Raw genomic sequence first — 12,691 nt, forward strand, 5'->3', positions numbered from 1 at the left:
ATGGAAGAGGTCAAGCATGAGATCGTGATCGTCCGTCGGCGCAGCGCGTTCGCCGAGGAGGCGCATCACGGCGGCGTCTGGAAGATCGCGTACGCGGACTTCATGACCGCGATGATGGCGTTCTTCCTGGTCATGTGGCTGCTCAACGCGCTCAACCAGGACCAGAAGCAGGTGGTCGCGAGCTACTTCAACCCGATCAAGCTCGCGGAGAACGCGCCTGCCCCGAAAGGCCTCAAGGATCTCTCCAAGAAGGAGCCGTCGTCGCTCGAAGGCCAGGATGGCAAGCGTCAGCCGGCAGGGCCGAACGAGGAACGTCGCGGTGACTCTCCGACGGCCGAGAAACCGGCCTCCTACGAGGAGAAGGTCCTGTTCCGCGATCCCTATGCGACGCTCGCCGAGATCGCGAACAGCGCGAACCAGTCCTCTGGCCAGCGGCGTGTGGGCGCGCTGACCTCCGCCGAAGAGGAGGGCCTGAAGGGTGGCGATGCCTACCGCGATCCCTTCGATCCCGGCTATTGGAGGTTGGCGCCGCAGACGTCCAAGGACGCGGATCGCTTCATCGAGAGCGAGCCAAAGCCGAATGCCTCCGCGCGCGATGCGTCGGGCGCCGCTCAGAGTGAGCCGCAGGCGCGTCGTGCCAAGGTGGACGAGGCCGGCGGAAGCGTGGCGCCGAACGCAGATAGCTCGTCCGCAAGCCTGTCGCCCCTGCTGCCGCCGGGTCCCGCACCGACGCAATCCTCACGCGAGGGCAACGCCCAGGCTGGCGCGCAAGCCAACGCCGCCCCGCAGGCGCGTCCCAACGACACGGCGAAGGAGCCTGAACCGCGCGATGCGGCGCAAGCGCAGCAACCGACATTGAAGCAGCTTCAGTCCGCGATCGCGGACGCGCTGTCGGACATCAAGGCGGGCGCGGGGCCGGTGGCCGAGGTGCGTCAGGTCGAGGAGGGACTCCTGGTTAGCCTGACCGACGATGCGAGCTTCGGCATGTTCGCGGTCGGCTCGGCCGAGCCGCGGCCCGAGCTGATCCGCGTGATAGACAAGATCGGGCCGCTGCTGACCAAGCGCCAGGGCGTGATCATCGTGCGCGGCCATACCGACAATCGGCCGTATCGTTCGGAAACCTACGACAACTGGCGGCTGTCGACTGCTCGTGCCCAGATGGCCTATTACATGCTGGTTCGCTCCGGCGTCGATGCCCGGCGGATCGAGCATGTCGAGGGTTACGCCGACCGGCGACCGAAGCTTCCGAACGATCCGGCGGCCGCGCAGAACCGCCGGATCGAGATACTGATCCGGGAGAAGCGCTCTTGATCAGTCTGCTGCGCCGCGCCGCCTTGCTGCTGCTGCCGTTCACGGCGGCGAATGCGCTTGCTCAGCCTGCGCCTCTGCCCGGCGAACCCTATGAGCTCGTCCGCGCGTTACAGGCGGTGCAGGACGGCATCGCCAACGGCGACACCGCTGCGCACAGCAGCCACATCGCTATGATCCGGCAGATCGGCGAGAAATTCCTCGCGGCCGATCCTGCAGCGTGGAGCAATCCGCAAAACGGCCAGGCCGTGGTCATCTACCTGCTCAGCGGTGGCGCGCCGCAAACCGTCCGCAAGCTGCCGCGGGACAAGATGAACATCGACGAGCGGCTGTTCAATGGCGCGCTCGCCTATGTCGAGGGACGGCAGGACGAAGCGCGGGAGCTGCTCAAGGACGTCAAGCCGCGGACGCTTTCCTCGGGCCTGGGCGGGCAGGTCGCGCTGGTCCAGGGCGCGTTGTTCGCGCGCGCCGAGGCATCGCTCGCGATCGAGCGTCTGGACGATGCACGCCTGCTGTTGCCCGGCACGCTCGTCGAGGAGGCGGCGCTGCGGCGCGAGATCCTGCTGGTCGGGCAGGCGGAGGATTTCGAAAAATTCGAGTTCCTTACACTGGCCTATATCCGCCATTACCGCAACTCGATCTATGCCGGCGATTTCTGGCAGCGCTTCTCCACGGGGCTGACGCAATCGAGTCTGGCGCTGGACGAGCGTCGCTTTGCGCGGGTCGCAGCCCTGCTGGAGCAGATCGATCGCGCGAGCCGCCTCAAGCTGTATCTCGTGATCGCGCGGGCCGCGATGGTGCGCGGACGGCTGGCCGTGACCCGGCTCGCCGGCGAGCGGGCTCTGACGCTCAGCGCCGACGCCTCGGCTGATCGCGAGCGGGCCCATTTCTTCCGCGGCGCCGCGCGGGCGCTCACCGACGAATATGACGGCGGTCTCGCCGAGCTGAAGGGCCTCGACCGGTCGAAGCTGCCGGAGCGCGACGTCCCCCTTCTGAATGCCACGGTGCAGCTCGCGCTGGACGTCCGCAAGCCCTTCGCAGGCGGGTCTGCCGCCGCAGTCGACAACCCTCCGGCAACGCCGGCGCGACTCGATCTGGCGTCATCGACTGTGACGCTTGCCCGCGCGCAGAAGCAACTCGGCGAACTCGAACTCCTTACCAAGGACCGCCGTCGATGACCAAGCTCAACGGAACCTCCGGACAACCCTTCTCGGATCTCGCCGAGAGCCTCAACATGCGTGGGACGTCGCGTTCGGCAAAGAACGCCGGGACCAAATCGCAGCCAAATTCGTCGTTCAACGATCTGCTTCGCACCGTCTCGAACCTCGCGAAGCGGGCCCTGAGCGATGATGGCAGCGATGCGACGGCGAAGACCGGAGCGTTGCGCACGCATCTGGCCGGCCCGATCGAGAAGGACAAGAAGGACGCGACGGTGCGCGACCGCATCGCGGCGACCGCGCATCCAAAGTCCACAGAGGAGTCTTCCGACACCAGGACCGATTGGTCGTCGGAGAATCAGCGTCCGATCGATCATGCGGCCGGGACTGAGGTCCAAGGCCAATCCGGCATCACCCTGGTAGCCGGGCAGGAGATCGCCTGTGCGCCTGCGGTGAAGCCGCAGATGCAATTGCAGTCCGTCGACAAGGAACCGCCCGCGCGCGACGAGCGGCTCTTCACGACGAAGCGCGAGGCGCCGGCCATGGGAGCGGCGAAGGCGGCGACGGTCGATGCCGCCTCATCCAGCGTCGCCCCGGCTCCCGCGCGCTCGCAGGCTGCGGCTTCGCACGGGCTGGATGCGGTGCAGCCGGCGCCGACGCAAGGCAGGGAGTCTTCGAACGCAATGCCGGCGTCAGCTGGCTTCGAGGCGGTCACGGCGAATGTCGAGCGCGCTGCCAAGTCGTCGGCACGCCCCGCGCTGCCCGAGACGACCAAGGTCACCGTGGTCCAGCAGGAGACGCACCTGCCTCCGGCGCAGTTCGGCCCACCGCAACAGGTCGCCAATGCAGTCGTCGCAGAGCTGAAGGAGTCCTCGGCACCGGCAGCATCCGCGGCGTCCGATCTCGCGGCGTCCCAGACCAAGGCGCCGGATCAGCCTCTCAGGATCCTGACCGTCAATCTCGAGCCACCCGCGCTCGGCAACGTCACCGTACGTCTTCGTCTCGTCGGCACCGAAGTGTCCGTGCAGCTTGCAGCCGAACGCAAGGACACGAGCCAACTGCTCGATCAGCAGCGCGACCATATCCGCGATCTCATGCAGTCGGCGGGCTATGTCGCCGACGTCGCGCCGGTCCAGCATGGCTCGCTGGACGGATTCCAGAGCGGATCCGGCCAATCGCAGCCACAGCTTTCCGGCCAACAACAGTCGTCGCCGCAGTCGCAAGGCACGTCCGGCGGTGCGGGCACGTCCTCGGGGCAGTCCGACGGCGGCGCGAAGCAGGGCCGCCAGGAACGCCAGTTCAACCAGGAGACGCGTCATGACCAGGACGTGGGGCCGCATCATCGCCGCGGCCCTGTTTATCTCTAATGCGAGCGCCGCCCAGGCGGCCGCCGAAGCTGCGCGGCCCTGCGAGCGGGAGATGGCGCGCGCCGCCCAGCAGCACGGGATCCCGCTCGGCATTCTCTATGCGGTCGGCCTCACCGAGACCGGACGTCGCGGCGCACTCCATCCCTACGCGCTCGGTGCGGATGGGCAGACCGTGTTCGCCAAGGACATGAACGAAGCAATCGCAAACTTCGAGGCGATGCGCAGCAAAGGCATCAAGCTGATCGATCTCGGCTGCATGCAGATCAATCACTACTATCACGGCGAGAAGTTCGCCTCGGTACGTGCGATGTTCGATCCCGCCAGGAACGTCGACTACGCAGCGCGCTTCCTGAAGGAGCTCAAGCAGCGGGAAGGCAGCTGGACCATGGCAGTCGCGCGCTACAATGCCGGTCCCAACAACCAGCCGGCGCAGAAGCGCTACGTCTGTCACATCGTCGCTCATCTCGTCTCGAGCGGCTTCGGCGCGTGGACCGACAAGGCGCGATCCTTCTGTCAACCCAGAACAACCTGAAGCGGCGAACCGAAGCGACAGCCGACGGACCACGACAAGTTGTGCATCGCTTCCAATCATCAGCCCCGCGCAAGCAAGACCCCCCATTGTAGCTGCAACCTACCAAAGGAGCCCAATTCATGAGCCTGTATGGTGTTATGCGCACCGGCGTTTCCGGTATGTCTGCGCAGTCCAACAAGCTGTCGACGGTCTCGGACAACATCGCCAACGTCAACACGACCGGCTACAAGCGGGCTTCCACGGAGTTCTCCTCGCTGATCCTGAAGAGCGGCTCCGGCAACTACGATTCCGGCGCGGTCGAGACGACTGTCCGTTACGCCATCAGCGACGCCGGACATACGCAGTTCACCACGTCGAGCACGGACCTCTCCGTTCAGGGCAACGGATTCTTCGTGGTTTCGAACGCTGCCAACACACAGCAGTATCTGACGCGCGCGGGTTCGTTCGTGCCCGACAGCCAGGGCAATCTGGTCAACGCCGCCGGTTACTACCTCCTCGGTCAGCCCGGCCTCGTGACCAACTTCTCGCAGAACAGCCTGGCGGGCATGCAGATCGTCAACATCGCCCAGGTCTCGCAGGTGCCTGTGCCGTCGACGGCGGGGACGCTCACGACCGGCAATCTGGATCCGAATGCGGCTGTCATTGCCGGTCCGCCCGGTCCAGGCGCGTATTCATCGAAAAGCTCGATCGTGGCCTACAACAACATCGGCCAGGCCGTTACGCTCGATGTCTACATGTCTCACACCGCGACGGCGGCCGGCTTGGACACTTGGCAGGTTCAACTCTATGACTCGGCGACGGGTACGTCGCTTGCACCCGCCACCACCTTCACCTTCGACACCACGGCGGCCGGTAAGGGCGCGCTGGATGCGGCGAGCCCGACGGGCCTGACCGTCAACGTCCCCGGTGGTGCGGCGTTGACGTTGGACCTGTCGAACCTGACGCAGGCCGGCACCGACTTCAGCTTCAAGGCGACCGTCAATGGCAGCACGCCGTCGGCCATCGAAAAGGTCGACGTCGACGATGCGGGCCACGTGACGGCGATTCTCAAGAACGGGCAGCAACTGACGCTCTACACGATCATGCTCGCCGACGTCGCGAGCCCCGACAATCTGACGCCCGAGCCGGGCAACGTCTATTCCACCAACCTGAATTCCGGCAACGCGCAGGCCGGAAATGCCGGCACCGGCGGGCTCGGCACGATCCAGTCCGGCGCCCTGGAAGCCTCCAACGTAGACCTCGCGGACGAACTCACCGGGATGATCGAAGCGCAGCGCGGCTTCACGGCGAACTCGAAATCGTTCCAGACCGGCGCGGACCTGCTGGACGTCGTCGTCAACCTGAAGCGCTGAATTCTCCAGCGCTCGTTTCGGTCAAGAGCACGCCATGTCGCTTACCGCCGCTCTCAACTCGGCCCGTTCCTCGCTCTCGGCGGCGAGCGTCCAGTCGTCGGTCATCTCGCGCAACATCGCCGGCGCGAGCGCCGACGGCTACTCGCGCAAGCTGGCCGTGCTGGACAATCTGCCCGGCGCCGGCGTCTATGTCGCGGCAATCCAGCGCGCCGCCAGCTCGGGCCTCTACGACAACGTCCTGATCGCCACCTCGTCGTCGGCCAAGCAGAGTGCGATCTACGACGGTCTCCAGAAGATCGCGGCATCGACCGTGGACGATCCGGAGCTCGACCAGTCGCCGACGGCGCAGCTGAATGCGCTGAAGCAGGCGCTGCAGAAGTATGCCAACGCTCCGGACAACACCACGCTGGCACAGGCGGCGGTCGCGTCCGCCAAGGACATGGCGACCGCGCTCAACCAGGCGACGAAGACCGTGCAGTCGGTCCGTGAGGGCGCGGATGCCGACATGAAGACGTCGGTTCAGAACATCAACCAGTTGCTCTCCCAATTCGAGACCGTGAACACCGCGATCGTGAAGGGCACGATCTCCGGCGACGACATCACCGATTACCTCGACCAGCGCGACAACATCGTCTCGCAGCTGTCGCAGGAGGTCGGCGTCACGATGTCGATCCGTCCCAACGGCGACGCGGCGCTCTACGCCGACAGCGGCGTCGTGCTCTTCGACAAGACGGCGCGGACGGTGAGCTTCGCGCCGACGAACGTCTACACCGCCGGCACTACGGGCAATGCCGTCTACATCGACGGCGTCCCCGTGACAGGAGCCAATTCGGTGATGCCGCTGAAGTCGGGCAAGCTCGCGGGCCTCGCTCAGCTGCGCGACCAGGACACCGTCACCTATCAGAGCCAGCTCGACGAAATCGCGCGCGGCCTGATCAACACTTTCAGGGAAATTGATCAGACCGCCGCCGCACTGCCCGACGTCCCCGGGCTGTTCACCTATCCCGGGGCGCCGGCCATGCCCGCGAGCGCCACCGTCTCGGTGGGCCTCGCCGGCACGATCTCGGTTGCCGCATCGGTCGATCCGGCACAGGGCGGAAATCCGAACCTGCTGCGCGACGGCGCGATCAGCGGCAACCCCGCCTACCAATACAACACCGCCGGCAACGGCGGCTACTCAACCCGGCTGCAGCAGCTCATCGACGGCATGGATGCGTCGCAGCCGTTCGATCCAGCAACGCAAGGCAAGCCGACCGGCAATTTGATCGACTTCGCGTCGTCGTCGACGAGCTGGATCGAGAACCAGCGCAAGACCGCCAACGACAACTCCGAGTACCAGAACACGCTGCTCGACCGCAGCATCACGGCGTTGTCGAACGTCAATGGCGTCAACATGGACGACGAGATGGCGTTGATGCTCCAGGTCGAGCGCACCTATTCGGCGTCGTCAAAGATCATCTCGACCGTCGATGAAATGCTGCAGAGCCTGCTGGCTGCCGTGGGGAATTAAGTCATGATGAGCGCAAATTACGTTTCCACCCTGATGTTGTCCTCGTCATTGCGATACTCGATCACGAGCAACCAGGCGGCGCTGAGCAAGGCTTCGACGGAGGCGACCACCGGCCGATTCTACGACGTTGGCCTCGAGCTTGGTGCCACGACGGGAAGCGACCTCACGCTGCGGGCTGACTTCAGCTTCGCCGATCAGCTCGTCGATACAAACGGGCTCGTCGCGGGACGCCTTGACGTGACGCAGAACCGGATCACCCAGCTCAGCAAGACCGCAACGGACTTCCTCAAGGACCTGATCGCGGCCCGCAGTACCGACGGCGGCGGGCGGGTCATTCTACCGCCTGCGGCCGCCAATCTCCAGGATCTGATCGGCGCCTTGAACGTCTCCTATAACGGCTCGTATCTGTTCTCGGGCATCAACACTCAGAACACGCCCATCACCGCCTACGCCGCCGGCTCGGCCAGCAAGAACCAGGTCGATGCGGATTTCCTCGCGACCTTCGGCTTCTCGCAATCCTCGCCAAATGTGAGCACCATCACCCCGGCCCAGATGCAGACCTTCCTCGACACCACGTTCGATGCGGAGTTTGCGAACCCGGCCTGGAATGCCAACTGGTCATCGGCCACCGACCAGGCCATGCAAAGCCGCATCTCCACGACCGAGATCGCCGATACGTCCGTCAGCGCCAACGAGGCCGGCTTCCGCAAGCTCGCCGAGGCCTACACCATGATGGCCGATCTCGGGAATGTGAGCCTGAGCCAGGAGACGTTCCAGGTCGTCGTGGACAAGGCGATCGGCCTCGTCGGCAACGCCATCAACGACCTCGCGGCTCTCGGCGGCACCGTCGGCACGGTCCAGCAGCGGATCACCACCGCAACCGCCAAGCTCAAGACGCAGCAGGACATCCTGAACAACCAGATCGTGGGTATGGAGAAGGTGGACCCGACCGAAGCCTCGGTCCGGGTCAACACTCTGCAGACCCAGATCCAGACGGCGCTTGCGCTCACCTCGCAGCTCCAGAAGATCAGCCTCATCAACTATCTCTGAGGCGGGGCGCGTAATCTTTGTCTAGTTGTTCGTTCTCCTGCGACGAGTGGTCCTGATGACGTTTGAAGCCTATGAAGCGGTCGTTGACGAAAGCGGCTATGAGGCGCGAAGCCGCGAGCGGCAGGCGCTCAGCCTCGGCATCGACCGGCTCGAGCAGATCCAGAAGGGGCGTTTCAGCCTCGAGGACCTGGTCGAGAGCCTGCTCTATGTGCGGCGGCTGTGGACGATCTTCATCGAGGATCTCGCGCACCCGGAAAACGGGCTGCCGGACAAGCTGCGCGCCGACATCATCTCGATCGGCCTGTGGGTCGTCAAGGAAGCCGACCGTCTCCGCGAGCAGAAGTCGAATGACGTGGTGCAACTCATCGAAATCAATCGCCTGATCAGAGACGCGCTCTAATGAAGATCTCCTTGCGGGCGGGCGAACGGATCTACATCAACGGGGCAGTGCTTCGTGTGGACCGCAAGGTGTCCGTCGAGCTCGTCAACGACGTGATGTTTCTGCTCGAAGGACAGGTCATGCAGGCTTCCGACGCCACCACGGCGCTGCGGCAGCTCTACTTCATCGTCCAGCTCATGCTGATGAACCCGACCGATGTCCGCGATGCCGCGGCGCTCTACGCGCAGCACCACGCGGCCCTGTGCGCTGTCTGCGAGAACCGCGAGATGCTGGATGGACTTGGCGCCGTCAATGAGCTGGTCGGGGCGACCCGATACTTCGAGGCGCTCAAGCGGATTCGGGCCCTGTTTCCGGTGGAGCAGACCATCCTGGCAGGCGCCGCCACCGTGTCCCCATTCGAGGCTGCCTGACAGCGGAGAGGCTAGATGAACGTCACCAGTGCGACCGACACGACCGGAAATGCGTCCAGTTCGAACAGCTCCAGCTCGACGACGTCGAGCGGCAGCGTGGATTACAACACGTTTCTTCAACTCCTCATCGCCGAGATGAAGAACCAGGATCCGACCAATCCGATGGATACCTCGGAATATATGAGCCAATTCGCCCAGCTCTCGACGGTGGAGCAGGCGATGCAGACGAATTCGAAGCTGGACGCACTGCTGTCTTCGCAGTCCTTGTCGCAGGCCAACGGGCTGATCGGGAAGACGGTCAGCTTTACCGACTCGACCGGCGCGAGTTTCAGCGGCAAGGTCGTCTCGGTCTCCATCAACAGCGACGGCTCCATCGCGACGCTTCAGGACGGCACGAAGGTCGCGGTCGGGCCGGGGCTCACGATCAGCCAGTCATGAACGAGCGGGATGCCCTCGATATCGTCCAGGCCGCGATCTGGACCATCATCGTCGCCTCCGGACCCGCGGTCGGTGCCGCGATGCTGGTCGGCACCGTCATTGCGCTGATCCAGGCCCTGACCCAGATCCAGGAGGTGACGCTGACCTTCGTTCCGAAGATCATCGTCATTCTCGTCGTCGTTGCCGTCTCGGGCTCCTTCATCGGAGCGCATCTCTCGACGTTCACCGAGATGGTCTACTCGCATATCGAGCGTGGCTTCTGATCCAGCGGGGACCACCACCCTCGCGTAAGCTTTGCGCGGCAGATTACGGGCGGACCCCTCTGCCGGTGACCCATGGCCGATACGTTAGCTGCTAGCCTGCCCAATCAGCGCCGCCTCGGGGCGGATGCCTTCTTCGCCGGCGGCATCGTGGCCATGCTCACGATCCTGTTCCTGCCGATTCCTCCGATCCTGATCGATCTCGGCCTCGCGTTCTCGATCGCATTGTCGGCGCTGATCCTGATGGTCGCGCTATGGATTCAGCGGCCGCTCGACTTCTCGGCCTTCCCGACCGTGTTGCTGATCGCAACGATCCTGCGCCTGGCATTGAACATCGCGACGACTCGCCTGATCCTGTCGCGGGGCGGCGAGGGCGAACAGGCGGCGGGCCACGTCGTTGCCGGCTTCTCGAAGTTCGTCATGGGCGGCGACTTCGTCATCGGTCTGATCATCTTCGCGATCCTGGTCACGGTGAACTTCGTCGTGATCACCAAGGGTGCGACCCGTATCGCCGAGGTCGGTGCCCGCTTCACTTTGGATGCCATTCCCGGCAAGCAGATGGCGATCGACGCGGACTTGTCCGCAGGCCTGATCGACGACAAGGAAGCCCAGCGCCGGCGGCGCGAGCTCGAAGAGGAGAGCGCGTTCTTCGGCGCCATGGACGGCGCCTCGAAATTCGTCCGCGGCGACGCCATTGCCGGCCTCATCATTACCGCGATCAACATCTTCGGCGGCATCGTCATCGGCGTCACCCATCACGGACTGACTCTCTCCCGAGCCGCCGACGTCTACACCAAGCTTTCCGTCGGTGATGGTCTGGTGTCGCAGATGCCGGCGCTGATCGTGTCGCTGTCGGCGGGCCTCTTGGTCTCCAAGGGCGGCACGCGGGGCTCGGCCGAGCAGGCGGTGCTGCGGCAGCTCGGCGGCTATCCGCGCGCGGTGTCGGCTGCCGCGCTGATGATGTTCGTGCTTGCCCTGATGCCGGGGCTGCCCATGGCGCCGTTCGTGCTTCTTGGCGGTGCCATGGCTTTCGTCGGCTATTCGCTGCCGAGGCGGGAAGCCGCGCGGAGACAGAAGGAGGATGACCGCAAGGCCGACGAGCGCGCCCAGGCTGAGGCCAAGGAATCCGTGAAGGAGCAGCTCAAGACGGCCGAGATCGAGCTGGCCCTCGGCGGCCATCTTTCGGTCCATCTCCTGGGCTCGCGCACCGAGCTTGCCCACCGCGTGGCCAAGATCCGCAAGAAGTTCGCCAAGCAGTACGGCTTCGTCATTCCCGAGATCAAGCTCACCGACAATCTGTCGATCGATCCCAAGAGCTACCAGATCCGGATCCACGACACGCGCGTTGCCCATGGCGAGCTCAGGCTGGGCGAGGTGCTGGTGCTGGTCGACAAGGACGGCAAGCCCGACGTGCCGGGCGACGAGGTGATCGAGCCAGCCTTCGGCATGAAGGCGCTGTGGGTGACGGAAGCCTTCACCGATGAAGTCAAGCGGCAGGGCTGCAAGCCGGTCGACAATCTGTCGGTGCTGCTCACCCATTTGAGCGAAGTGATCAGGGCGAACCTCGCCCAGCTGCTGTCCTACAAGGACATGCGCGGGCTGCTCGACCGGCTCGATCCCGAATACAAGCGCCTGATCGAGGATCTTTGCCCCTCGCAGATCTCCTATTCGAGCCTGCTGGCAATCCTGAAGATCCTGCTGGCGGAGCGCGTATCGATTCGCAACCTCCATCTGATCCTGGAGGCGATCGCCGAGATCGCGCCCCATGTGCGGCGCTCCGAGCAGGTCGCAGAGCACGTGCGGACGCGGCTTGCGCAGCAGATCTGCGGCGACCTCTCCGACAATGGCGTGCTCAACGTGGTCCGTCTCGGCAACCGCTGGGACCTCGCCTTTCACCAGAGCCTGAAGCGCGATGCAAAGGGCGACGTCGTCGAGTTCGACGCCGATCCGCGCCTGATCGAGCAGTTCGCGACCGAAGCCAGCGCCGCGATCCGCAAGTTCACCGAGAACGGCACCAGCTTGGTGCTGGCGGTGACCCCCGAAGCCCGTCCCTATGTCCGGATGATCCTCGAGCGGGTGTTCCCGACCTTGCCGATCCTGTCGCATGTCGAAGTCGCGCGCAGCGCCGAGATCAGGGCGCTCGGAGCCATATCGTGATCAGCAGCCTTGCCGACAGCGTTCTGGTGACGTTCATCGTGTTCTGCCGGATCGGCGCCTGCCTGATGCTGGTGCCCGGCTATTCCAGCGTCAATGTTCCGCCCCAGGTGCGCCTGTTCGTCGCGCTGGTTACGACCTTTGCGCTGACGCCGATCCTGATCGCCGTTCTGAAACCGCTCACGGACAATGCGGCGCCGCTGACATTGGCGCTCCTGATCTGCTCCGAGCTCGTGATCGGCAGCGTCATCGGACTCGGCGGACGCGTGTTCTTCCTCGCGCTGCAGACCATGGCGACCATGATGGCGAGCGCGATCGGGCTGAGCAACATCCCGGGCACCCCGGTCGGCGACACCGATCCGGCGCCGGCCCTGGTGCCGTTGATCATGGCGGCCGTCACCACGCTGTTCTTCACGACCGACCAGCACTGGCAGGTGCTGCGCGGGCTGATGAACTCCTACGACGTCTGGCATCCCGGTAACCGGCTAGGTGGCAGCATGACGCTCGATCTGCTCGTGGGCCGCCTGTCGGAAGCGTTCGTGCTGACGCTGCGGATCACGAGCCCCTTCATCGTTTATTCGGTGATCGTGAACCTGGCGGTCGGCCTGATCAACAAGCTGACGCCGGCAATCCCGGTCTACTTCATCTCCGTGCCCTTCGTGCTGTTCGGCGGGTTCCTGCTGCTCTATCTCACCAGCGACGAGCTCTTGACGCAATTCATGCTCGGCCTCTCATCGTGGCTGGCGGAGTGAC

13 protein-coding genes are annotated in these 12,691 nt (G+C 64.7%); all 13 read left to right on the forward strand.

Translation table 11 applies throughout. The features are described from left to right. The 13 genes from ACYCVF_RS00835 to fliR all read left to right on the forward strand — a co-directional run bounded on the left by ACYCVF_RS00835 (position 1) and on the right by fliR (position 12,690). Positions 1-1,311, forward strand: a complete 1,311-nt coding sequence (locus ACYCVF_RS00835; protein ID WP_459596631.1) for a MotB family protein — start codon at positions 1-3, stop codon at positions 1,309-1,311. Then, the gene (locus ACYCVF_RS00840; protein ID WP_459596632.1) at positions 1,308-2,486 is read left to right on the forward strand and encodes a chemotaxis protein; all 1,179 of its coding nucleotides are present in this window, start codon (positions 1,308-1,310) and stop codon (positions 2,484-2,486) included. Before ACYCVF_RS00835 ends, ACYCVF_RS00840 begins: the two co-directional genes overlap by 4 nt. Continuing rightward, a complete protein-coding gene (fliK, locus tag ACYCVF_RS00845) occupies positions 2,483-3,832 on the forward strand; it encodes a flagellar hook-length control protein FliK (protein ID WP_459596633.1) in 1,350 nt (449 codons plus the stop codon). The genes ACYCVF_RS00840 and fliK overlap by 4 nt, the downstream gene beginning before the upstream one ends. Continuing rightward, on the forward strand, positions 3,783-4,364 hold the full coding sequence (locus ACYCVF_RS00850) for a transglycosylase SLT domain-containing protein (RefSeq protein WP_459596634.1): 582 nt from the start codon (positions 3,783-3,785) through the stop codon (positions 4,362-4,364). Before fliK ends, ACYCVF_RS00850 begins: the two co-directional genes overlap by 50 nt. A gap of 119 nt (positions 4,365-4,483) precedes the next feature. Beyond that, positions 4,484-5,716, forward strand: a complete 1,233-nt coding sequence (locus ACYCVF_RS00855; protein WP_459596635.1) for a flagellar hook protein FlgE — start codon at positions 4,484-4,486, stop codon at positions 5,714-5,716. Between the two features lie 34 nt (positions 5,717-5,750). Then, on the forward strand, positions 5,751-7,226 hold the full coding sequence (gene flgK, locus ACYCVF_RS00860; RefSeq protein ID WP_459596636.1) for a flagellar hook-associated protein FlgK: 1,476 nt from the start codon (positions 5,751-5,753) through the stop codon (positions 7,224-7,226). 3 nt (positions 7,227-7,229) lie between these two features. Further along, positions 7,230-8,276, forward strand: a complete 1,047-nt coding sequence (locus ACYCVF_RS00865; RefSeq protein WP_459596637.1) for a flagellar hook-associated family protein — start codon at positions 7,230-7,232, stop codon at positions 8,274-8,276. Positions 8,277-8,331: 55 nt separating this feature from the next. Beyond that, positions 8,332-8,676, forward strand: coding sequence for a flagellar biosynthesis regulator FlaF (flaF, locus tag ACYCVF_RS00870; RefSeq protein WP_459596638.1), 345 nt, complete (start codon positions 8,332-8,334; stop codon positions 8,674-8,676). Then, positions 8,676-9,086, forward strand: coding sequence for a flagellar biosynthesis repressor FlbT (flbT, locus tag ACYCVF_RS00875; protein ID WP_459596639.1), 411 nt, complete (start codon positions 8,676-8,678; stop codon positions 9,084-9,086). The genes flaF and flbT overlap by 1 nt, the downstream gene beginning before the upstream one ends. A gap of 15 nt (positions 9,087-9,101) precedes the next feature. Further along, on the forward strand, positions 9,102-9,524 hold the full coding sequence (gene flgD / locus ACYCVF_RS00880; RefSeq protein WP_459596640.1) for a flagellar hook assembly protein FlgD: 423 nt from the start codon (positions 9,102-9,104) through the stop codon (positions 9,522-9,524). Then, complete coding sequence (gene fliQ / locus ACYCVF_RS00885; RefSeq protein WP_061020746.1) at positions 9,521-9,787, forward strand: flagellar biosynthesis protein FliQ; 267 nt, start codon at positions 9,521-9,523, stop codon at positions 9,785-9,787. Before flgD ends, fliQ begins: the two co-directional genes overlap by 4 nt. 72 nt (positions 9,788-9,859) lie before the next feature. Continuing rightward, on the forward strand, positions 9,860-11,941 hold the full coding sequence (gene flhA, locus ACYCVF_RS00890) for a flagellar biosynthesis protein FlhA (RefSeq protein WP_459596641.1): 2,082 nt from the start codon (positions 9,860-9,862) through the stop codon (positions 11,939-11,941). Further along, on the forward strand, positions 11,938-12,690 hold the full coding sequence (fliR, locus tag ACYCVF_RS00895) for a flagellar biosynthesis protein FliR (RefSeq protein ID WP_459596642.1): 753 nt from the start codon (positions 11,938-11,940) through the stop codon (positions 12,688-12,690). Before flhA ends, fliR begins: the two co-directional genes overlap by 4 nt. The last annotated feature ends 1 nt before the right edge of the window (position 12,691 follow it).

It is taken from the genome of Bradyrhizobium cedriense, assembly GCF_054602315.1.